The sequence below is a fragment of the Mesorhizobium sp. B1-1-7 genome (assembly GCF_006442705.1).
GTDB lineage: Bacteria > Pseudomonadota > Alphaproteobacteria > Rhizobiales > Rhizobiaceae > Mesorhizobium > Mesorhizobium opportunistum.
Genome location: NZ_VFWQ01000001.1, coordinates 301457 through 323974, shown reverse-complemented (window position 1 = coordinate 323974; position 22518 = coordinate 301457). Strand labels below are relative to the sequence as shown.

General features: G+C 59.2%; 21 protein-coding genes and 1 pseudogene. 11 read left to right on the top strand and 11 right to left on the bottom strand.

All coding sequences use genetic code 11. The features are described from left to right. The first annotated feature begins 760 nt into the window (after positions 1-760). Both FJ978_RS01585 and FJ978_RS01580 read left to right on the top strand, forming a co-directional pair. Positions 761-964: a hypothetical protein gene (locus tag FJ978_RS01585; protein ID WP_140569595.1), complete on the top strand. Its 204-nt coding sequence runs from the start codon at positions 761-763 to the stop codon at positions 962-964. A 291-nt stretch (positions 965-1255) separates the two neighbouring features. After that, positions 1256-1447 carry a hypothetical protein gene (locus FJ978_RS01580; RefSeq protein WP_140569593.1) on the top strand — a complete coding sequence of 64 codons (192 nt, stop codon included), beginning with the start codon at positions 1256-1258 and terminating at the stop codon, positions 1445-1447. A gap of 2296 nt (positions 1448-3743) precedes the next feature. Here the strand turns inward: FJ978_RS01580 and FJ978_RS01550 are convergent. The 4 genes from FJ978_RS01550 to FJ978_RS01535 all read right to left on the bottom strand — a co-directional run bounded on the left by FJ978_RS01550 (position 3744) and on the right by FJ978_RS01535 (position 6273). After that, positions 3744-3947, bottom strand: coding sequence for a hypothetical protein (locus FJ978_RS01550; RefSeq protein WP_140569585.1), 204 nt, complete (start codon positions 3945-3947; stop codon positions 3744-3746). Positions 3948-4274: 327 nt separating this feature from the next. Then, the gene (locus FJ978_RS01545; RefSeq protein ID WP_140569583.1) at positions 4275-5072 is read right to left on the bottom strand and encodes a hypothetical protein; all 798 of its coding nucleotides are present in this window, start codon (positions 5070-5072) and stop codon (positions 4275-4277) included. Between the two features lie 184 nt (positions 5073-5256). Next, positions 5257-5397, bottom strand: coding sequence for a hypothetical protein (locus tag FJ978_RS01540; RefSeq protein ID WP_246678021.1), 141 nt, complete (start codon positions 5395-5397; stop codon positions 5257-5259). A gap of 651 nt (positions 5398-6048) precedes the next feature. After that, the gene (locus tag FJ978_RS01535) at positions 6049-6273 is read right to left on the bottom strand and encodes a hypothetical protein (protein WP_140569581.1); all 225 of its coding nucleotides are present in this window, start codon (positions 6271-6273) and stop codon (positions 6049-6051) included. Positions 6274-6592: 319 nt separating this feature from the next. Here FJ978_RS01535 and FJ978_RS01530 point away from each other — a divergent pair, with 319 nt between their 5' ends. After that, entirely contained in the window at positions 6593-6847 is a 255-nt protein-coding gene (locus tag FJ978_RS01530; RefSeq protein ID WP_140569579.1) for a hypothetical protein, read from the top strand. 451 nt (positions 6848-7298) lie between these two features. Here FJ978_RS01530 and FJ978_RS01525 read toward each other — a convergent pair whose 3' ends face one another. From FJ978_RS01525 to FJ978_RS01515, 3 genes are all read right to left on the bottom strand, one after another. Then, positions 7299-7790 carry a class I SAM-dependent methyltransferase gene (locus FJ978_RS01525; protein WP_140569577.1) on the bottom strand — a complete coding sequence of 164 codons (492 nt, stop codon included), beginning with the start codon at positions 7788-7790 and terminating at the stop codon, positions 7299-7301. A 134-nt stretch (positions 7791-7924) separates the two neighbouring features. Then, on the bottom strand, positions 7925-8281 hold the full coding sequence (locus FJ978_RS01520; protein ID WP_013895432.1) for a lactoylglutathione lyase: 357 nt from the start codon (positions 8279-8281) through the stop codon (positions 7925-7927). A gap of 109 nt (positions 8282-8390) precedes the next feature. Beyond that, positions 8391-8789, bottom strand: coding sequence for an MAPEG family protein (locus tag FJ978_RS01515; RefSeq protein WP_013895431.1), 399 nt, complete (start codon positions 8787-8789; stop codon positions 8391-8393). Between the two features lie 1311 nt (positions 8790-10100). On the opposite strand from FJ978_RS01515, the gene FJ978_RS01505 reads away from it, so the two are divergent. Together FJ978_RS01505 and FJ978_RS01500 are read left to right on the top strand one after the other, a co-directional pair. Further along, positions 10101-10415 (top strand): preprotein translocase subunit YajC, encoded by a 315-nt coding sequence (locus FJ978_RS01505; RefSeq protein WP_140569575.1) that lies wholly within the window; start codon positions 10101-10103, stop codon positions 10413-10415. A 738-nt stretch (positions 10416-11153) separates the two neighbouring features. After that, a complete protein-coding gene (locus FJ978_RS01500; protein WP_013895428.1) occupies positions 11154-13310 on the top strand; it encodes a glycogen debranching N-terminal domain-containing protein in 2157 nt (718 codons plus the stop codon). A gap of 363 nt (positions 13311-13673) precedes the next feature. On the opposite strand, the gene FJ978_RS01495 is transcribed toward FJ978_RS01500, so the two are convergent. The 4 genes from FJ978_RS01495 to FJ978_RS01480 form a co-directional block, all read right to left on the bottom strand. Then, entirely contained in the window at positions 13674-13970 is a 297-nt protein-coding gene (locus FJ978_RS01495) for a DUF982 domain-containing protein (RefSeq protein WP_013895427.1), read from the bottom strand. 188 nt (positions 13971-14158) lie between these two features. Then, positions 14159-16327 carry an amylo-alpha-1,6-glucosidase gene (locus FJ978_RS01490; RefSeq protein ID WP_013895426.1) on the bottom strand — a complete coding sequence of 723 codons (2169 nt, stop codon included), beginning with the start codon at positions 16325-16327 and terminating at the stop codon, positions 14159-14161. 189 nt (positions 16328-16516) lie between these two features. After that, positions 16517-17629 (bottom strand): glycosyltransferase family 4 protein, encoded by a 1113-nt coding sequence (locus tag FJ978_RS01485; RefSeq protein ID WP_140569895.1) that lies wholly within the window; start codon positions 17627-17629, stop codon positions 16517-16519. A gap of 14 nt (positions 17630-17643) precedes the next feature. After that, on the bottom strand, positions 17644-19038 hold the full coding sequence (locus tag FJ978_RS01480; RefSeq protein WP_140569574.1) for a Do family serine endopeptidase: 1395 nt from the start codon (positions 19036-19038) through the stop codon (positions 17644-17646). A 246-nt stretch (positions 19039-19284) separates the two neighbouring features. Here FJ978_RS01480 and FJ978_RS01475 point away from each other — a divergent pair, with 246 nt between their 5' ends. The 6 genes and pseudogenes from FJ978_RS01475 (at position 19285) to FJ978_RS01450 (ending at position 22472) form a co-directional block, all read left to right on the top strand. Beyond that, positions 19285-19644, top strand: coding sequence for a hypothetical protein (locus FJ978_RS01475; protein WP_140569892.1), 360 nt, complete (start codon positions 19285-19287; stop codon positions 19642-19644). Positions 19645-19908: 264 nt separating this feature from the next. After that, a complete protein-coding gene (locus FJ978_RS01470) occupies positions 19909-20379 on the top strand; it encodes an Hsp20 family protein (protein ID WP_140569572.1) in 471 nt (156 codons plus the stop codon). 75 nt (positions 20380-20454) lie between these two features. Then, the gene (locus tag FJ978_RS01465; protein WP_140569571.1) at positions 20455-20949 is read left to right on the top strand and encodes an Hsp20/alpha crystallin family protein; all 495 of its coding nucleotides are present in this window, start codon (positions 20455-20457) and stop codon (positions 20947-20949) included. Positions 20950-21020: 71 nt separating this feature from the next. After that, positions 21021-21764: an NADH dehydrogenase ubiquinone Fe-S protein 4 gene (locus tag FJ978_RS01460; RefSeq protein WP_140569570.1), complete on the top strand. Its 744-nt coding sequence runs from the start codon at positions 21021-21023 to the stop codon at positions 21762-21764. A 10-nt stretch (positions 21765-21774) separates the two neighbouring features. Continuing rightward, the gene (locus FJ978_RS01455; protein ID WP_140569568.1) at positions 21775-22083 is read left to right on the top strand and encodes a DNA-directed RNA polymerase subunit omega; all 309 of its coding nucleotides are present in this window, start codon (positions 21775-21777) and stop codon (positions 22081-22083) included. A gap of 24 nt (positions 22084-22107) precedes the next feature. Continuing rightward, positions 22108-22472 (top strand): annotated as a pseudogene (locus FJ978_RS01450) (SPW repeat protein). The last annotated feature ends 46 nt before the right edge of the window (positions 22473-22518 follow it).

Here is a 22518-nt window from a genome sequence, read left to right as displayed (position 1 = left end):
GCCGCGGCCTCGGCGGAAACGCGCGCTGGCGGGGCTCCCACCCAAGCACGTAAGGCTAAGGTCTTAGACGATGGCGCAAAGGTCTGACGCGCCAAACAGGCTGGAACAATAGTGGAGCGGCAGGCTTTTCCGGAATGTTCGCAGGCTTCGCCCGGCGCAGGGCAGATATTGCGGGGTACCGCAAAGCGGATGCTGGTCAGGCCTGCCAAACGGGAAGGAACTTCTCGAACCATCTTCGATCGACCGCTGATTGATGGCGATGTCAAATCTGGGGCGGGCGGCCCGGTGATATCGATTGATGCCGAGGGCATTTACTCGAATGATTCAAAATACCGGTACCTGATTGAACTTACGCTTGGTGAACTTGAGGCACTTATCGGGAGCAGCGGCCCGGCACTTGGGGCGGGCGGGCCAGTAAGCACCGGGCCTAACCGGCAGGGCATAAGGAGGGCGTCGCCGGCGAAATGTCGGGATCGTGACTTGCACCTCAACCTTCGCAGCAGCGAGGGTTGACGCCAGGCGTCGCGGGCAGGAAGCGGGGCGTAGGACAGAGACTAGGGACAAACGTGCGCTGGCGCCGTTTTACGTCGGTGGCGACAACTGTTCGGCGGCCAAAACAACAAGACGACCTCCTGACCTGAAAAAAAGCCCGCGCCACGGAGGGACCGATGACGCGGGCCGGCTGATGTTTGCCGCACCAGCCTGCTCGGATGCCAAGCAGCGACATCCGGGCGCGTGATCCCAACCTTCGAAATAGCTAATGTTCCTCAACGACGCCCCTGCGGCCTATCGATTTGGACGGTTGGTCGCAAAAACATTGAAAAACAGCAAGCACGCTGCCACCGACAAAACCCCGACTAATATTTCGTCGGAGGTCACCCTCGGGCAATGGATGAAATTAAAGGCCAACACAGCCATCGCTCTACCGATCCTAGGTTCGACAACATCGAAGGGAGAACCATGAGAGAACGCTAAAGTTCCGATCTAGGCCTTATGAAGCGCCAAGATAATCAACTTCCCGAAGCGACCGAAATGACGCTCTGGGAGAGCGGCCGGCGCGATCGCAAATGAAAGCAATCCGCCTAGAGCGCCGGCCACTGCGGCAACTTGAGGGAATTGCCACCTGCCGGAGCTAGAGCATGCCGTTGGGTCCGCAACTTCTTGGTAAAAACCGTACAGTCTTTTCCTGTTGAAACCCCGAGTTCGGCGGACTTATAAAAATCGCGTAGCCATTGCTTTTCGTAGAGAGGCTGTGATGGGTAGCGTGGTTCCAATCCGCAAGGAATTGCCTTGTGTCGAAGTGGCCGAAGCCAGCGGCGAATGGTCCGTTCGCGTGGTCGAGGAAGACCAGGAACTTACCCGTTCATTCGAGCTGGAATCGTTCGCCTTGAACTTTGCGGAAGGCCAGCGGATACGCCTGCACCTCGATAGGATCGTGCAAGTCTAGGCGCTCTCCAGTCGCAGCCGTAGACGAGATGGCCGGCGCGGTGGGGCTTGGGGCTACGACCACACCGGCCACACGAGAGGGGTCTAAGTTCCCCGCGCCGCTAAAATTGTAGGCATAGCTACCCAGCCGTCGACGTTCGCCCATCTCCAGGCAAAGAAGCCCGGCACCGTAAGGCACCGGGCTAAGTTCCAACACAAGGGAACACGAACCGGAGGGGAACCGTGCAGAGCCGGAAGCGATTGGGCGCGTAAATGTTCCTCAAAACACCTACAGACCGGCACCTTGGGCGCATCCGTACCGTCCCGACCAAGGAACATGGCTCCGAAACCGAAGGATTGGCGCTTGGCCAGTCGCTCCTCCGTAACCCGCCAAGCTACACCAGGGTGCTCGTGACCGAGGGCTGGTACGAAAGAGACCCTTGGGAAGGATTTTTTTGATGCTTCGGACAGACAAGGGGCGCGGCGCTGCGGCTTTCAGATTTCGTCGACTCTGGCGATGCAGTAAAGGCCGCTATCGAACTCTATGGCCCGGACGCGCAGACCGCAGTGGCCTACTGCGCTTTGGAGGCTCGTTATGACGGTCGGTCGGCTGATTTCCGTTTCTGGTCGTCAGTCTTCCGAGACCTAGCCAGCGCCGTTCATTGAGAGGACGCCCGCTCGTGACCGAGTTGGTCAGCTTTATCTGCCATTGGTTGCTCCCTGATTGTTGTTCTCGTACCTCATTCGGATGGCTTTAAATGTATATTAGCATTGGCGCATAAATCACTCCAGCCGACGGCGCCGTGCTCACAAACAGCCCGGTCGGTTAGGCCCGGTTCCTGTTCACATCCCAATCTACAGGCGCCGGGCCGCATCAATCGCCCGTTAACCAGCCCCTAGCAGGTAGAGCAATGCGCTCAGAACCGCAGCGATCGATCCGCCACCTATGAGCCGCCGCCATTTGCGTCGATTAACCGGCTTCTTTTCGTCAGAAGCGGCATAGGCGCTAAAGATGCGCCGGCCGTCCTCTCCATATCGGTCGCTGGGTTGAACCAGTGGGTGGCCATCAGGTGAACCTCCCCTGGGAAAGCCTGCTCTTCAGGTCCTTGGCATTCAGTAGGTCGACCAGATCGTCGGCATACTCTGCTGAGGCCAACGGCTGCGATACCATCAGGCGAAACTGGCTGCCCGTTGAACACGTCGAACACCGTCCAGGTCCCGTCTGGGTGTCGCCTCAGGTCATACCGCCGCTCTATCATGAGGGTAATTTAGGGTCCGCTTATGAGCCTCTTCAACCCTCAGGATCGTAGAGAAGCATCCCTTCCTCGATAGCAACCTCTACGAACTCCCTTCGAGCCACGTGTGGGGGTAATTTGTCATCAGGTGAGGCCAAGGAGGCACCGGCCGCCAGATACCATTTCGGCCCTCTTTTGGTCCACTGAACGAGTTGTTCCCTTGCCGCTTGAACGTCGCTGATGGTGTGCCGGACATCACACTCGATGGTGGTCTTTACTGTGACCGGAGGATGAACCGACCGAGGGGCATCAGGCTTCACGCACGTCAAAGGCAACGAACATGCCCCGCTTCGGAGCCACATCAACGATAATCTCGACCAGATGACAGTCCGACTCCAAGAGATGCGGCTCGCGTTTCCGCACCATTGCAATGGTCGCCTTTACGGAGACTACGTTCCCCTCTTGAAAATCCCTCAGGACGTCGCAAACCAGGGGCCAACCAGACGCTTGAGCATCCATCCCACCCTCCACCGAGACAGAAGCTCAGTCGACCGATTCTCTCGCGCGTTTTTACAAGAAATCAAGAGCGATAAGCGTACAAAGAAGATGAACGTTGGCTTGCGGACAACCGGTCCCGTCAGGCGAATCGACCGCAAGAGAGTCTGCTCTTCAGGTCGTTGGCGTTCAGGAGCATCACCAGGTCAGTCGCGTAGGTGACGTCCAGGCAGACGGCTGGGTGACCTTCGGGCTCGGCTGGAATTCCGGTGTGTCGGTCGACCACCGACCACCCCTTCGGGTCCTTCTTCAGTTCGTACCTTGGTTCCATGGGACGATAGGTTGTGCTTCCGATTAAGCTCGTTAAGCTTGGACCGCTGCTCCTCGGATAGATCCGGGTCTGCAGGGAGTTTCAGCAGTTGGAAGATGTAATGACGCAGGGTCTCAGAAGTAATCCACTTCCGAACGAGACGCGATATAGCCTGCTGTTGCTCGGTAGACAGTTCTTGCATGGTCGGCCTGCACGGTTGCACTGAGCCCAACCATTGGTGGCCTTGGTGGTTCCCTGATTGGACTGCCTCAAATCGGCTATTTGAGTTCCAACGATTGCGCGAGTTCGTCACCGCGCAGCCCAGCCTTGTAGCGGGCGATCAGCGCCAGGGCCGCCGCTTCAGCTTCATGGCTTTGGCGCTCTATCCCGCGCAGCAAACAGAGTTGGTCCAACATTTCGTACAGAAAGGTCAGATCTTCAGGTTCAAAGACGCTGTCTTTCGCGAGGCGTGCTATCGGCATGTGATCCCCTGCCACCGATTTGGCGGGATCATTTGAGCGGCTCGGGTGAATGTCAACTCGCACTAAAGCCCGACCGATGGTGTCGGAATTTAGTGCAAATCTCTGCGCGGGTGATCGGAGCCAGGAAAGGCTCAGACTAGCCAACTACATGGAGGGTTTAGAGACGAGCCGCGAGCGTTAGAAGCTATGAATGATCGAAGATCTTTCTTGAATAGCACCGGCAAAAAGCCCGTCGCTTGCGGGAGACGGGCTTTCTGACTGGCCGAAGGCTAGGAGAGTGTCATACCGCCCTACGGCTGGTTCGCACTTCCGTCCCGGCTGTCCAGATCAACGGCCGGCGATCAGTAGGCAGAGCTGGCGCAGGTCGCGGTCATAAGTCTCTTGGCTGCTAAGCACGTCTACGCACCGCTTCTTCATGCGAGCCAACTTGCCATCCGACATATTAGCGAGGGCACTGGCTACTTTGGGACCGGTCGGATTGCCTGGGTTGCTTGGGCTGCTCGGACTGTTTCCGACGCCGATGCCGAGAGCCATATTGACGCCGTTGCCAATGCCTACGCCCGCCCCAGCACCAACGCCGCTCGTGCCGCCCACAGTTGTACCCAATCCGGCCGTCACACCGTTGGTTCCGCCTACCCGCGCACCGGCTCCGGCATTAATACCGCTGGAGCCGCCGACCGACGCCCCGAGGCCGGCATTGACGCCGCTTGAGCCACCGACCGAAGCCCCCGCCCCTGCCCGCAATGTATTGGGGCCACCGATCTTTGCGCCAATTCTAGCCTTCAAAACCTTCGGGCTGCCCACCGTCGCAGCGGCTCCGGCACTGATGCCAGTGGTGCCACCAACTGATGTTCCGAGGCCGGCGTTCACGCCGCCTGCCCCTCCAACCGAAACACCAGCACCGGCATTGACGCCGCCCGCGCCACCGTTCGAGGCGCCGACGCCAGCGTTCACTCCGCCCGAACCGCCGATGGAAGCACCCACCCCCGCATTCACGCCGCCGCTCCCACCGACCGAGGCTCCGGCTCCGACGCCGATCCCGCCCGCATATGCCGGGATGCACATAACTGCAATCATTGCACCACTCGCCAATGCTTTGGCGGTTCTCGCAAGGATACTTGCCATGATGCACTCTCCTGTGGTTGACTTACTAAGTGCGGCAAGCGTAGGGCCGCCGCTCACATTAGTACGCGCTAAGGTGCCACTTCGTTGCCGAATACACAGGATATTCAGGCGGCATAGTGTCAGTTGCATATAAGACAACGACAGATTTTACTAAAATACTTGGGAATGCAGGCCAAGGACGTCGTCACTGATCACCTCGGACGACCCCACGTTTCAGGTCTTCGACATTCAGGATCGCTGCCAAGTCCTCGGCGTAGGGCTGGTCGAAGTGTTCAGCCGGTGCCCTCCACTCATCAGCCGGCTGCCCGGTGAACACGTCGAACACCCGTCCAGCTCCCATCCGGGTCTCGCCTCAAGTCGTACCTCTGCTGGCTCATGAGGGTAATTTAGGGTTTCCTGATGAGCCTGTTCAATGGCGTCGAGGAGTGAGGCTAACGTCGGCGGCAACTCAGGTTCGACCTCCAACCGGAAGGACCTCCGAACCTGACGACGGTTGTCCTCGTTTCGGATCAGTTCCTGAAGAGAGTCGGCGACGGTCTTGTGACCGGCATTGTCGCGCCTCGCCATTAGGGAGTCCCCATGAGTCCAGGCGCCTATAACCAATTGTCCGACAAAAGGTTCCATTGGGGTCGCGCCTGTCCGTATCTGGGTTCCATCGGGTCATTGCTTGCGTTTCCGATCTAGCTCGTCAAGCATGGACCGCTGCTCGTCGGACACGTCGGGGTTTGCCGGGAGGTTCAGCAAGCGGGTGATGTAACGCCGCAGGGTCTCTGAAGTAATCCACCTCCGAATGAGACGCGATATAGCCTGCTGTTGCTCGGTAGTAAGTTCTGGCATGGGAGGCCTGCACTGCTAACCAAACCCAACCTTCGGTGACCTTAATGGTTCCCGAACGATTGCTTGAATGGCTACTTCAGCTGGAGTGAATGAATAAGCTCCTCGCCGCGCAGGCCAAGCGGTCGTAAACCCGGTGGGTCTAATCGTGCAGGTCGAAGAGAACGGCTTTCCCAGTCCGCGCAGCTACTTGGACCACCTTTTCACATAGCGGGTTGTCGTGGCCCAATTCGTCCAGCTCGCCCTTTAGGTCAGGGCGCTTCGTTCGGATGAATGCGATGGCCTTCCTAAGGGAGACGATTTCGCCCTGAATAGCCTGGTCTATGGCTTGTTGTATGACGTCGTCGGACTTCAACAGGCGTTCCATCCGCGTGACCTCCCAATCCCCCTCTCAGTGCATATTGGGAGAACCTGCTGAAAAACCAAATCACATTATGGGGTCGGAATATTTGGTAAAAATTTCTGCGTCGGTGATCGGATAATTGGCCCGCGCGCCGGCCCCGCGGGGGTGCCTCCCGGCCGTCATTGATCCGCGATCCGCGCCCGCGTGAGACGTGATGCGCGCTCTGGGTTCGCTGCTCGCCATTCTCGAGCGTGTATTCATGCATCCCCCTCTCGGCAATCGGAACCAAAGCTGAAAATAATGGTTTGCTAATGGAAGGGATGGGAACCGAGGATGCCGAGCTATGACAGTGCTGTTCGAACCGCTCGACTCTGACGGGCATCTGCGCAGCTTGATGTACCATGACGCGCGACTCCAGATGCTCCACGATCGCGTCATCAACCGCATGGAGCGGGTTGATCACTTGGCAAATGAAGTTGAGCAGGCGGCGGCGACTCTGGTGGATGCAACTCGCAGTTCCGCCGTCCCTGAGGACCCGCTCAGCAATTCCTCGGCTGCCTTCCTTCTTCTGGAAGCCGGGCAAACTATTGGGCTGTGAAATCTGCCGCTCATTCGCCGAGACCCTTCAGGGAAGCGTCGCGGCTCGCCGAGTCGTGCCGCTAACAATCCAGACAGGAACCAAAGTGTGCAACGCTTCTGGCGCCCGAAGACCGCACCCGGCTCGAAGTCTACCGAAGACGGTATTCCTAGCTCGAAAGGAAGTCGTCCACTTTGCGTCTGAGCGGTCATCCGTCGCCGGTTCTCGAATGACCGCAGTGGGGCCGGCAGCTGAATGTCCGCTTCTGGCGTGAGATGCAAATGAGTGGAAGGACGGGTGGCGACAACTTGTGATCAACAGGCGATCTCAAATTATCTCCGCACACCTGTCGCAACGAGCCACGCGGTTTCCGAACTCGGTCTCAGCACCTCGGTGTCGCTGAACCCTGCATCTTGCAATGCGGCAATGACCTCGTCCGGCTCGCGTGCTGTGAAGATGTCGGCCGGCATGTTCATCCGATCCGTATGCACCTTCGGAAGGAGGCCAAGCACGACTCGCCCGCCTGGCTTGAGCACACGCCCGAGTTCCGCGGACCCAGCTTTAAGGCTTTGCCAGAAATGTGGATGCTGAGAGCCTTGTCGAATGTTGCATCCGGCAAGGGCAGGCTCTCGACCGTGCCGACCCGAAACTCGGCTCGCCCGGCATTGACTGCATCAACGAACCGCCGCGCGGCGGCGTTCACGACGCTCTCAGAGCGATCAACACCGCAGACGAATACTGCGCCCTCAAGAAGTCGCGGCAGCACCGTCCCACTGCCGAATCCGACTTCCACGACACGATCTTCCGGAGCCAAGTGCAATTGATCGACCGCGTAAGTGTTCAGCCGGGCATTGCCGCGGTTCATGCCTGCCCGGACAAGCCAACCACCGATCCCAGTCGGCCACGAAAGCTGTTTGGCTATGAACCTTGGCGTCACATCCAATCCCACCCCGCGCCGGATCATAGGGCGGTTCCTCTGCCAGGGGCAACTCCGTTTGCCCCGATCAGTCCTGTGAGAGCACCTCTCGCAAGGGTGGGTCACCACGCCGGAACGCGCGATGCTGATGCGTTGCGATGAGAGGGCGCGCTTCGGGCTTGTTATGTTTTGAAGAGCCTCGAGGGTGGCTCCGCAAGAGTGATGCGATTTCCGTCAGGGTCTGCAAACTGAGCGATCCTTCCGTAGTCACCCTCCGATTCGCCGGTCAGCCTCACTCCAGTTTCTTCGAGCGATTTGCGGGCATCATCTATTCTGGGCACGACAATTGTCAGTCTACCTGACCCTGCATTCTCTTTGTCTTGGAAGATCTGGATATTAGCGCCTGCCACGCCACGCCATTGGATCAACCCTTCCATGGGACGATCATCCGGCCCCCGGTCGAACAGGTGAGTATAGAACTTCTCTGCATCGCCCATGCTCGATGTCGCGAGCGCGGCGTATATTCCCTGGATTTCCATTGTGCGCGTCCTTCCAGTCGCCTGACCTGTAATGGGAGAACGCTTGCTTCGGTTCCACGTGCGGAACGCCGGGTAGCGGAGGCTGACGTCACAAGTTTGAGCGCCAGACCTATCCCGGCATCATCAAGAATATGATCCTGCCAAGGGCGCCGAAGAGAAGGGCGAATGCGGCGAGAGCTTGAATAAAGAAGCCGGGGTACCGCCTCAGCGGCGCAGACAGGTAACCGATGAAATAGGCGATCCTTCCGGCTATCCAAAGCAGTCCCAGTGCAGCCGCCCATGGCGCGCTCCAGTAGACCGCGAAAAGCCACATCGACGGCAGAAAGATCGGCAGCCATTCAATTGAGTTTGAATGGGCGCGGATTGTCCGCTCAAGCAACGGATCGCCAGTCATCGTCGGGGCGAGAATCCCTGTCTTTTTGTGGGTTCTGGCGACTGTCAGCGCCATGCCAAAGGTCATCAGGCTGCAGAGCAGCGTCACAATGGCCACCGAGAAATACCGTTCCATGCCTACTCCTTTCATTGCGAAACGGGTAGGCAAGCAAAGGGTGTCGCCAGTGGCAAGCTTGCCCTCTGTCATTCCTGACAAACAACGGTCAGGCGGCTTCACCCACGTGAGAGCTCGACGTGACCTTGACGACGAATAGCTGACTCGCTTGGTCGCGGACGCGGAAGGCAACTTCCCTGAAGCCGTGCGACTTCTGATCCCTGACTATTTCGAGAGGGCTCTAGTCGCTTCGTTCTCAACGGATTCCAAGGTGGGAAGGTCGACAGCTTCGGTGTCGGGATGAATTGCGGCGTCATCAGCTAAGTCGAAGAAAAAACGGGGCATTGCCTTCTAAGTTCGGATCGCGAAAAAAGTTCTCTGTACGATCTTTACGAAGCGAAGCGTTGCGGCGGCGCCGCCTATAAGGCGGTCGATCATGTGCATTGGTCGTGAATGGCATGCGCTTTTTTTGTCCTTAGTAGAACCTCACGTCCCAAGAACCCGTTCCAGCGACGGCAGCGCCTAGCGCTGCTGGTCAAGGAAAGGCAACCCTTGGCCGGGCTCGCATCACCCCCAAGTGGTGCGAGCCCTCTAAACGCCAATCGGATATGCGCCCGCGCGTTCGTTCGTGCTGGCGACACCAAGATGTTCCGGCCGGAACAGTCCATCCTCGAACGAGATCAGGGAGAAAGCGCCGAAAACAGAAGCCGGTCGCTGCGAAACTGCCCATAATTATAGGCCAGGCAAACCGCTTTCTTGACCGCCACCTTCATTTGAGGAACATCAGTCACGCGGCCTCTCTGATGTCTGCGGAGTTGGCAGGAACATGCTGTCGCGACAGGTCAGGCCGCCTAGCCCAGTCCCTCTGAGCGTCGAGCAGTTCATCCTTCCCAGTCAGGCCATTCATGAACAGCTTGAGGACGTGCGCAGCTATGTGCTCTCCGTCCTGCGAAGCAAGCGTTCGTCGTCGTGGACGGCGGCGCAGCGGCTGAAACGCTGCGGCGAGATCAGTACCGGGGCAGTATCAGCATGATCAGCGATGGCCAATCTCGGTCCGTTGATCGGCCGAATCTCTCCACGGACTGCCTTGCTGGGGGCCCAGGCACGGACATGATGCGTTGGTGACCCTCGGAAGGGGCCATGTTCGGGAAATCCGACCGGCCCGATCCGTGAGAACGAAGCCGAATGGCTGACCTCCCAGCCAAAGACCGGTTTCAAGCCGTTCACGTTCGTCGGCCTCGGATGGCGGGGAGTGTGGGCTCTCCATTTGCGAGATTTTACGCAACCAACTTAGTTTGCCAGCATTAACCTGGAAAGCACCGGAGGATCCCCATGCTGCATTACAGTGTGCCTCGGGAGTTTGAGATTGGCGACGAGGTCGCGTTGACCTCTACCGTCATCACGGTGCTCCCTAGCGGATGCGCCAGAGTCAGCATTCCGTCCTACGACCATCCTTATCCCGTGGATGCACCACCTAAAGCCCGAGCTGGGGATAAACTTGTTCTTGTTGGAGACATCATCCGCATCGATCGCGAAGCCAATAAGCTGACGGTGCGGATTGATTGCGGCGGGGTGATAACCATCGACAAGTCGGCGATCGCTAGGGTAAGAAAGCACCGTCACGTTTCGCGGCCTGACGCTCACTAAGGAAGCCGGCTCCATTCGAGGAATGTCATGCGTTCGCTGGACGGGCGCATGCCTACCTGCCTTTGCTTCGAACGCTTCGCCGCCAGAATGAGCGGGCGGCAATGTGCGGACACTCGATCATGGAACCCCGCCAACATGCGAACTGCCGTTGGGGATCGTGCTGGACGCCTGCCCGACCGGATGGAAATACGATGTACAGATCGGGAGAAGGCAGCGCTCCTTCGCAGCAGCACGAGTTGCTGGGTGGAGTCCGCCTCATTCAACAAGTCACGGGCCGGGTCTTGCGTGATCTTGCCGGGCTTGCCCGGTCCGACGGATACCCTGTCTCAGGTTAGCAACTGATACCACGCCGATATCGCTTTCGGATCCGGCCGCACCGATGGGATGGTCAGGTGTCGAGCTGTACTTTGTGATGACGGTGAACCGGGTAAGTGAGGTGAACCGCTCTCAAACGCTTGATCAAATTGGGACGAGCTTCGATTGTCCCGCCGACCACTGACCGCGGTTACACCTGAAGGCTGCAGGACCGTTCGCGAGGCAAGAGCTCTGCCAAGGGCGTCTGCTCCCCGCGGCCAACTAGCCTCGTGGCCGCGACGTCTTGACGAGGGGCGCTGAAGGTCCAAACTCAATTTATCGAGACGGAATATTGCCGGCCCGAACGACGAACTAAGGCCGCATTTGGTGTGCTCTTACGGACGAGATCCCTCCGCGGACGCTGCAATTGGGTCAGTCGTTGAAATGACGCTAGAGATCACCATTGGACCGCCGCGTTTAGCAATCAACCAGGGGCGCAGCTTCCTAGTGACCGAACCGGACGGCCAGATCCGCTGGCCTACGCAAAACGGGTTGTATGCGTCGGACACCCGCCTGATATCCAGCTGGCAGATCTTTGCCAATGGGCAACCATGGGACCTCCTCAATTCCGGAAATATCGCCTACTTCGCAGCCAAGGTCTATCTCGTGAACCAGGCGTTCGCGACTGAAACAGGCCATGTGCTCGCGGGCAGCCTGGGATTGGGGATCGGCCGAGCGTTGGATGAGGGGCTACATGAGGATCTTGACCTCGTAAACCACGGGCAAAAGGCTGTACGGTTCAATTTGGAAGTTGCTATGCGCAGCGACTTTGCCGATCTCTTCGAAGTCAAGGGCGGCCCGATCATCCGCCGCGGACGGATCACCACGGAATGGTCGTGCAAACTGGCACGCCTTCGCACGTCCTACGTCAATCAGGATTTTAAGCGAGAGGTCACGGTAAAAATCCGCCACACGTCCAAGAAGCCTGTCTATGCCAACGGCCGGATCAGTTTCGACATTAAGCTCGAGCCGGGCGAGGTATGGCATGCTTGCCTTCTATATGACTTCGGCAACGGTGATGCGGTCTATCGGGCACCACGCGTCTGCATCGACCAAGCCCTTAGCTCTAAAGCGGCGAAACGCCTCGCACAATGGCGAGGCAGTGCCCTGAACTTCAGCTGTTCCAATGACGAATTCTACCGCTTCTATCATCAGGCGGTCGAAGACATGGCGGCGCTGCGGCTGCCGATCGAAGGGACGGACGAGCTAGAATATGTCCCGGCCGCCGGACTGCCATGGTTCATCGGACTGTTTGGTCGTGACAGCCTGATAGTCTCGCTTCAGAATGCGCTGGTCTATCCGGATTTTTCGCGCGGTGCCCTGGACGTTTTGGGACGCCTTCAAGCAACCGAGCGCGACGACTACCGCGATGCGGAACCAGGGAAGATAATGCATGAGCTTCGCACCGGCGAACTCGCCCATTTCAATCTGATCCCCCATACACCGTATTACGGCACAGCCGATGCAACGCCTCTCTACCTCATCGTGCTTCACAACACTTGGCGATCCACCGGTGACTCCAGCCTGCTGGACCGACACATCGCCACGGCCGAAAAATGCCTGGATTGGATTGACCGCTATGGGGACCGCGACGGTGATGGCTTCCAGGAATATGAAACCCGTTCGGCTTCGGGATACGAAAATCAGAGTTGGAAAGACGCCGGCGATGCCCTGGTTTACACAGATGGTACGCTGGTAAAGGGACCCAAGGCGCTTTGCGAATTGCAAGGCTATGTCTACGACGCTTGGCAGCGCATGGCTGAAATCTTCGATGCCAGAGGCGACGGCGCACGTGCCGAGCAGCTTCGTGTCAAAGCCAGGAGCTTGTTCGACCGGTTCAACCGGGTCTTCTGGGATGAGGCGTCCGGCTTCTACGCGTTCGCGCTCGATGGCGACAAGAAACCGGTGCTGAGCGTCGCCTCCAACCCTGGTCACTGTCTTTGGTCGGGAATAGTTCCACCCGAACGAGCCGCTAGGGTGGTGCAGCGGCTGATGATGCAGGATATGTGGAGCGGTTGGGGAATCCGGACGCTTTCAGCCGATCACCCTGCCTACAATCCACATTCCTATCAATGCGGCTCCGTGTGGCCGCATGACAACGGACTGATAGCGCTCGGATTCCGACGCTATGGCTTCTGGGCGGAAGCTTGTCGCCTCTCTCGCGACGTAAGCAGCGCCGCAATCTACTTCATGCAACATCGAATGCCAGAGCTGTTCGCCGGCTTGCCGCGAACGCCCGCAACGTTCCCGGTGCAGTATAAGGGAGCGAACGTTCCGCAGGCCTGGGCGGCGGGGTCGTGCTTTTCACTTTTGCAGGCGATCATCGGCTTCCAGCCCGACGCTCCAAATGGCAAGCTGTACATCGATCCCACGCTGCCGGACTGGATGCCTGAATTCACCTTAAAAGACGTGCGGCTCGGGAAAGAGCGGCTCGAACTCCATTTCTGGCGCTCCGGAGCCGAGAGCTGTTGGGAAGTTCGAAGCGGCGATCCGTCCTTGGTGGAGGCGCGCAGTTGCGCTACCGGGCCCTCCTTGCGCTAGCCTGCCGGTCGCGGTGCGCGTTCGGCGTTCTGGTTAGGTGTCGCCTTACTGCACAAGTCGCAACTTATAGCCAGGCCAGATCGAACCGCCCAGACAGTTTTGCCCACGTCCGGGGCGGGCTGTGGAAGCTGAATGGAGGCAGCTCCGACCTTGGCTAGGGGGATTCAACCAAGGCAGATTCCGAACTTCACGCGTCTACGAATGTTCCAAATGTCGGTTGGGGACCAGGCTAACGGTTGGCGCAAGATGAGGCGATGACGGACACCAGCCAGTGGCTGGCCGCCCCGGTCTACAGCCCTCAAAGACCACGCTCGAGACCGCCGGATGATCACCGGTGACGAGCATCGTCCCGGTTCCGCACCCTCACACGCGGTCTGCGTTACTGATCTTTGGCCCTGTCATCCACGGCGGTGCTGTAGGCACATCCTCGATGACGCCGATCTTGCGGGCCCAAGTCGTAAAAGCCTTGTGCGCAGCCTCGACAGGCTTGCGGCCATCGTAAGCCGAGTAGCACGCCTCACAGGCCGCCGCGTGAAGGAGACCACGTTTTTCGACAGGCCATTCTTCCAGAAACTCAATAGCATCCATCACGCAGTCGATTTTTTGGATGTAGCCATTCTCCCCTACGAAGACTGGCTGCTTGAAAGCATCACTTTCCATAGTGACCTCCCTTCAACAACTGGACCTGGTGATCGTATCCGCAGATGCACTGCTCGTCCTCGAACCGCTGAATGCCGGCTGGACATCACAGAAGAGATTGGAAGCACCTCTTTTACCTTCAAGACCAGCTCGCCAGGCAAACGCCAGCAGTATCTCGAAGCCGATGGCAGGCACTCCGGCTGCGATTGCTAAGAGCGAACGGCCAGCGGCACCAGGCCCTCGTGCCGTTCACCGAGATAGCAGACAACCCGGTCGCCGACGCGCTGGAAATTGAGATCGACCTTCGCCTCCCCAACGGCTAAATGCCGGATGACGATGTTGTCGATGCCGATCGGCAACCGTGGGCGTTCGACATTGATCTCGCGCTTCCAACCATCGATGCGGATCCCAAGACAGGCCTGCAACATCATGAAGGCCGAACCGGCAGACCACGCCTGCGGCAGACAGGCAACCGGATAAGCAATCGGCGCGTCGCCGATGGCGCGCGTAAAGCCGCAGAACAGCTCCGGAAGCCGCATGTTGAACTGGACCGCCGCCTCGAACATGCTGCTCAAAAGCTTCACGACGCTGGTGCGCTGCTGATAGCGGGCTAGTCCTGCGGCACAGATTGCCGTGTCATGCGGCCAGATCGAGCCGTTATGATAGGACATCGGATTGAACGGGAGCTCGTCGTCGGCCAAGGTGCGAACGCCCCAACCGCTGTGGAGATGCGCCGACAGCAACTGCTCGGCAATTGATTGCGCCCGTTCCGCCGATGGCAGCCCAACGTAAAGCAGATGCGCCGCATTGGAGGCGCGCACCGCGCATTGCTTGCCTTCCCCATCGATTGCTAAGGCGTAGAAGTTTCGCTCCGGCATCCAGAATCGGCTCTCCACTGCGCTGCGGATTTTTTCCGCCATGGCGCTCCAGTGCGCTGCCTTGGCCGCGTCGCCGCGTTTGGCTGCCAATGCAGCCATGCCTTGATAGGCTGCGAAGACATAGCCTTGCACCTCCACCAGTGCGATTGGCCCCTTCGGTATCGTACCATCGGCATGGAAGATCGCATCGGCGCTGTCCTTCCAGCCCTGGTTGAAAAGCCCGGTATCCGCCGCCCTGCTGTAGGTCACGAAGCCGTCCCCGTTGCGAGCTCCCACCTCCTCCATCCACCCGATTGCCGCACATAGCGAATCCCACATGCGGTCCACGAATTCCTGATCTCCGGTGCGATCAGCGTAGGAACAACCCAGGTAGACATAGAGCGGAGTGGTGTCGACCCCACCATAGTAGCGGCCGAACGGCAGTTCGCGCAGGACAGCCATTTCCCCCTTGCGCGTCTCGTGCATGATCTTGCCGGGTTCGGCATCGTCAAATATCGAAGTCTCTGTCGACTGATAGCGGGCAAGGAACGCCAGGACTCCGCGAGCGAGCGCGGGGTTCAGCCACAGCATCTGCAAGGCGGAAATGACGCCGTCGCGGCCAAAAGCGGTCGAAAACCAGGGAATGCCGGCATACGGATATGGCCCGGTCTCCAGATCGGTGGTCAGCAGGGCAATGTCGGCCCGTGTTCGCGTGAGCCAGTCGTTGAACACGCGGCCCGAGCTGAAGATAGTGGCGCCCTGCCGACGCTTTGAGCGCATGGCAAACCGAGCTCGCGCCGCCGCCGCGCGGAAGCGATCGCTGGATGGCACTTCTTCGTTTTGACCGACCTCCAGGTACAATGCTCTTCTGGCGCGCCTCTCCACCCGAATGAGGAACTCGGCGTGATTGGGGTGCACCTGATCAGGCCTAATCGAAAACGCAATAACAGATTGGCGCGAAACATTGTCGAGGCCTTCGTACCGGAACGTGACGCTCGTCTCACCGACCAGCGCGTCATGGGCGCGACCACGGCGGCTTCGAGTGGTGCCGCGCACCTCGAACATGTCACGAAAATCGGCGTCAAAGTCGAAACGAACCGGCAGCAGGACCTCGCGTCGGGAGTAGTTCGAGAACGCGATTCGCTCGAACATGCGGTCTTGCCAGATGAACCTGGTCCGCTCGATGTGCACGACGCCCGGCAGTGCCTCACTACCGTCGGATCCGATTGTGGAAAGATTTGTGAGATTGGCTGTGAATAGGATGTTGTCCTGCGACAGCGAGGCGCCGAGCAGCGAGGGCATGTGGTCGCCGACGAACAGCCGGAAGCGCGACAGCACACGCGTATCGTCGCGGAAAAGCCCGTCGCCAGTGCCGCGTATGTCGCCATAACTGTCCGCAACGACGAAACAGTCCTCGTGCTTCAGCGCAAATTGTCTATGCGGCTCGCGCGGGGCCGATTCATCGAGTGCGGGAAGAGCAACGGCTGGATCAAGCTTACGCTCTTCGACTTCGATGCTCATCTCAACCCTCCTGTTCAGACGGCCGATGCTGGCGCTCATTCATATAGCCGCGCCCGGCCATACCCTATCAATAGTGTTTCGCATCAATCCCGCGATGCGCGCGTGCGGAGAGCGTCCTTCGAATCCTTGGCGGATTTTCGGCGAAGTTCCGCTGTTGAAGGTCGCTGAAGCCGGCGGGATTCTGGCGGCTCAGACAGCCAACAGTCCCGAAACAGGGCTGGTTACCGTATCTGCTTTTGCCGCGAAGCCATTTCGCGAGCCCAGTGAGAATCGTTGGTCGCGCGCCAGCGAGTGGTAGATTGCCAAATAATCGCTGCACATGCGCTCCACCGTGAACCGCTTTTCAAAAGTTTCCCGCACCTTTACGCGATCGAGACCGCCTATCCGCCGTATTGCGTCTACGGCCTCGTCAACGCTTTCCACGATCACTCCGGACACTCCATTGTCGATGACCTCTGGAACGGCTCCGCGGTTGAAGGCTATCACCGGGGTGCCGCAGGCCATCGCCTCGATCGTTACCAGGCCGAATGGCTCCGGCCAGTCTATAGGAAACAGCAGCGCCGCCGCATTGCCGAGAAACTCCGCCTTCTGCCGCTCATCGATCTCGCCAATGAACTCGACCTTCGAATTTCGAAGCAAACGGGGTTCGACTTTCTCACTCCAAAATGATTGGTCCACCGCGTCGATTTTGGCCGCGATCTTCAGTGGCATCCCGGCGCGCGCGGCGATTTCCATCGCGACTTCAGGCCCTTTTTCCGGCGAGATGCGGCCAAGGAACGCCAGATAGCCCGAGGCCTTGGGCTGGAAGGGGAGAATGTCGGGCGGCAAGCCATGATAGACGGTTCCGAGCCAATTGACCGGCGGCATCGGCCGCCGCTGGTCATTGGAAATCGAGACCAGCGGAATGTCGTCAAACATCGCGTAAAGCTGCGCCAGGTCCGGAAGGTCGAGCCGACCATGAAGGGTGGTAACGGTTCGCTGCGCGAACTCACGGATTATCGGAAAGTGTAGGACATCAACGTGAAAATGCAGAACGTCGAATTCATCCGCCCGTCGGCGGACGCGTTCCAGCATCATGACATGATACGGGATGTGGTTATGGGCATTCGGGTTCAGGCGCAGTGCAGCGTCGCAACACGCCACAAGTTCGGCCGAAGTGCTTGAATCGCCGCTGGCGAACAACGTCACATCGTGGCCCTGTCGAACCAGCTCTTCGGTCAAATAGGAAACGATCCGCTCGGTCCCGCCATAAAGCTTGGGCGGTACTGACTCCATCAGAGGTGCGATCTGGGCTATCTTCATCTGCACATAGTCGCTCAAGATTTTGAGACGGCCACGAAGAGCGATTGTCCCTGCCGTTCGATGCGGAACAGGATCGGCTTGTTCTGCTGCCGGGATTTCGCCCACTCCTGTCGGACATCCGAAGGCTGGGTAACATTCTGGTTGTTCGCCGAGACGATCACATCGCCGGGCTTGAGACCGCTTTCAGCCGCAAGACTGTTCGGCGCGACCTCCTGGACAAACACGCCGGTGGTACCCGGCTGGAGACCGAGCTGCTGACGCGCTTCATCCGGAATTGGGCTGAGCGACAGCCCGAGACCTTGATCCGCCGCTTCCGGATTCGGAACAGCACCGGTCTGCACCTCCTCGTCCTTGCGTTGACCGACGGTCAACTCGACCTCCTGCTGGGAGCCGCCGCGTTTCCTTGTCAGCGTCGCTCTCGACCCTGGCTTTTCGTTCGCCGCAGCCAGCGTCAAGTCATGGACACCCTGGATGTCCTTGCCGTTGAACCGAGTGATTACGTCGCCTGATCGTAGGCCGGCCTTCTCCGCTGGACTGCCGGGCTCGACCGAGGCGACCAGCGCTCCCTTGGTGCCAGACATTCCAAGCGCCTCGGCAATCGACGGAGTCACCTCCTGGAGACGCACACCGATGAAACCGCGCTCGATCCGGCCGGTGCGGATCAGTTGATCGGCCACGCTCCGTGCCGTTCGCGACGGCACGGCGAAGCCGATGCCTATGCTGCCGCCCGACGGCGAGACGATGGCCGTGTTGACGCCGATCACTTCGCCGCGTGCGTTAAATAGGGGACCCCCGGAGTTGCCTCTGTTGATCGAGGCGTCTGTCTGGAGGAAATCGTCATAAGGGCCGGCCTGGATGTCGCGCGAGCGGGCCGAAAGAACACCGACGGTAACGGTTCCCCCGAGCCCGAAGGGACTGCCGATCGCGATCGTCCAGGCACCCGGCTGCATTGCGTCGGAATCACCCCAGACCGCGATGGTCATGTTGGGCCGTGGATCGACCTTCAGCACCGCGATGTCGGTTGCTGGATCGCGGCCCACCAGTCGCGCGGGCGAAGTCTCCTTGTCGGAGAAGACGACGTGGATTTCGGTGGAGTCGGCTACGACATGATTGTTGGTGACGATATAACCCTCGGGACTGATGACGAAGCCGGAGCCAAGCGCTTCCCGCACCTGCGGCTGGACAGGCCCGCGGCCGTCGAAAGGATTCAGAAAATCGTCGAGCGTCGTTTGGTCCTGGATGATCTGCCTGGTCGTGATGGCGACCACCGCCGGCAGTTTCTGGCGCACGATGGCGCTGAAGTCGTTTGGGATTTCTTGTGCTGAAACCGGAGCAAAGCCGGCAGCCGAGAGCGTCAAAACTCCTGCGAGGAGGCCAATGCACAGCCGCTTCCTGGAAATGTGAGACATGATTGACTCTCCTGCCCGACTGCCCTGGCGCTGCTGCGCGCCTTGTTCAGACGCCAGAACTGACATTCACGCCGATTGTTTCACCGGTTCGAAAAAATGTTGATGTTGGGCTGAACCGTGAGGATGCGGCCTTGTTGGCGCCATTGAAATTAGGTCGAAACTCTCCAAAATTTCAGTCGGTGGAAATCACGAGAGCCACCAAGATGATGTCAACAGAGGAGCCTAGTGAAAGCGGAGGGACCACCGATGGAAAGAGCCATTTCGACGAGTTTTGCCCCAGTCGGGCCCGAAGCCCCTGATGTTTTTCTTGACCGGTTGCTGCATCCGGCACGGCATTTCGAGCGGCCTCAGGACGTGCTGATCGACGAGACGCTGGACGTCCAGGAGAAGCGTGCAATCCTGTCGTCATGGGCATCGGATGCCTGTGCAGTGGAGTCGATGCCGGCGCTGCGCATGCCGCCCGGGGTCACCGAACCGGTCAGCTTCGATGCCATCATGGACGCGTTGCGCCAATTGGATCAATGCGAGAAGCTTCCCGCCGCCGGTCGCAGTCACGAGATCGACATCGCGGCCGCCGGTTTCACAGCACTGGTCGATCGACTTTAACCCAAGCGCCGTCCTTCCGGAATCCGATGGGCCTTTCTGCTGGCGAAAATTCGCCAGCAGAACCACCCAATGCGTTCTTCCCGCCCATTCCCCAATACGTCCGGATCTTGCCTGAAAATTTTCCTAACCGCCCTCTTGAACGCGCAACCCGCCATTCTAAATCGACAATCGCCGGCCGCCTGATGGGGCCGGCGCTAAGTCAGGAGGCGTCAAGGCTCTCTTGGCGTCCTTTTGTATCCATGTTGCTCAAAGGAGGATATGGCTATGAAGACAAACCTCGATTTTACCCCCTTGTTCCGGTCCAGCATCGGCTTCGATCGCATTTTCGATCTGCTCGAAAATGCGAGCCGTGTCACCGCGATAGACAATTGGCCGCCCTACAACATCGCCAAGACCGGTGAGGACGACTATCGCATCACAATGGCGGTAGCCGGCTTCTCGCAGGATCAACTGACCATCACTCATCAACCGAACTTGCTGCTCGTGAGCGGCTCGCAATCGGGTGAGGACGACGGCCAGTATCTTTATCGCGGCGTTCCCGGGCGCGCCTTCGAGCGGCAGTTCGAACTGGCAGACCATGTGAAGGTCGTCGGCGCCAGCCTGGAAAACGGGCTGCTGAACATCGAACTCAAGCGCGAGCTTCCCGAAGAGATGAAACCGCGCCGGATCGCCATCGCCGGCAGCACGGCCCAGGCGAAGCCACGGCAGATCGAAGGCGAGAAGAACGCCGCCTGAACTCAGAGTGAACCAGAAGCGACAGGCACCGGCGGTCGTCCGGTGCCGCGCGGTTGAACATGGAGGTGAATGAAGATGAACATGCGTGACCTTATCCCGTGGAGCCGCAACAACAACCAGGCTCCCAGCATCTATAGCGGTGGCGATCCCTTCCTTTCGCTTCACCGCGAGGTAAACAGGCTCTTTGACGATATGTTGAGGAGCTTCGAGACGCGCTTGCCTGCTGCGGGGCAGCTTTCGTCTTTCGATAGTGGCTGGCCGAAGGTGGAGATTTCGGAGTCGGATAATGAGCTTCGCGTCACCGCCGAGGTCCCCGGCATGGAAGAGAAGGACATCGAAGTCCTGCTCGACGAAGACGTGCTGACCCTGCGTGGCGAAAAGCGGTCGGAGACCGGCGAGAAGGGCTACTCCGAGCGCTTCTACGGTCGCTTCGAGCGGCGTATACCCCTCGGCTACGAGGTCGAGGACGACAAGATCAAGGCGTCCTTTGCCAATGGCGTCCTGAGCCTGACGCTGCCGAAGAACCCGAACTCGCAGTCGAAGGCGAAGCGCATCCCGATCACCCACTGACGCATGGAGCAAGTCGGAGGCGGCAGCCCGCTGCCTCCGGCGCATCCTTCGGCAAAATGGGAGGATGAACGATGCAGAAGCAAGAAAGAGAAGTCACACCAGTCGTAGAAAATCTCGGACCGGCAAACGACAATCGCAGGCCAGCGCTGTCATTCGGCAGATCCGAGTTCCCGCGTGATGCGGTCGCGCGGATCTACAAGCCTTCCCGTTCAGTCACGACCTCGGGCCGTGCGCGGCCGAAAGGCTGGCGTCTGGTGTTCGAGCGCCGTATGGCGCCGGTCATCGAACCGCTGATGGGCTACACCGGAAGCGGTGACACGCTGACTCAGGTGGAGCTCGATTTTCCGACGGTTCAGGCGGCCATTGACTATGCCGAACGTCAGGGCCTCGCTTATTCGGTTCAGGTAAATCCCGCGGCGGAAAAATCCGCGGAATCTTCCAGCGCCGAAAAGCGGCTGCAGGCCGGCAGGGACCTTGTCTGGAACCGCCTGCAACTGGCGTTGCACACGAGCAGCTACGGTGCCGTTTCACAGGCCTCGCATTATGGACCGGCATTGGCCGATCCTGAGGCGCTTTATGCATCGCCGATGGACCTCGTTGTCGATCCTCTTCTGACAGTCGACGAGAAACGCGCCATCCTGCGCAACTGGGCGTGGAACGAGTATCTCGTGGATCTCGCGACGGCCGAGGGGATGCCTGAAAACGCGCGTCCGACACGGCTCGACGAAGTGGAATCGGCACTGCTCGCACTGGAGCAGCTTACGACAGCGAAACTGGCCGTTTCCGTTCCTGAACAGAAGCAGAAGGCAGCGTGAGGTCGGCATCATGGATCCGATGATCGTGCTCGATTGTGAAAATACCGTGCCGAACCGTTTCGCGGCGGCCGGGCGGGCCTGGGCGCTCAGCCTGGGTGCTGAGCCTCGCCTGACCGGCGACGTGACGGTGCCCGTCGAACTCGCCCTGCGCGAGATCGCCGGCAACCGCTTCCAGCCCGACGAGGTCAAGCCCTTCGTTCTGGCCGGTTCGGTTCCGCGCGATGACCGCGTTCGGCCCGGCCGACGAAGAGAACTTAGCGGTGACGAAGGGCAATCCCTCGCCGCCGAACCCGCCCTCGCTCAAGGGGCGGTGCACTGAGCATATAAGGAAGGAGGATGAACAATGGAGAAATGGCTGAAAACTGAAAATCGTCCGGTGATCGATGTGGTCAATCTGATCGCCGGCATAGCACTAGTACTGTCGCCCGGTATCTCGGCTTTGCGGCTGAAACCTATGCAGCTTGGAACGCCTGGATCGCCGGTGCGGTGATTGCCCTGATAGCCGTGGGTGCGCTGGTCGCCTTCCATGCCTATGAGGAATGGGCAAATCTGGCGGTTGGGCTGTGGACACTGGTCTCGCCTTGGGCCCTCGGCTTTTCGGGGTTGGCGACGGCCATGTGGGCGCATGAAATCGTGGGTATTATCGTGGCGGCCTTGGCTGCCGGAAGCCTCTGGTTCTTCGGCAACCGCCCGCTTTCAACCGCCTGACGATTCCTCCCCGTGGGCCCGGATTTCCGGGCCCACCTTTTTTCAG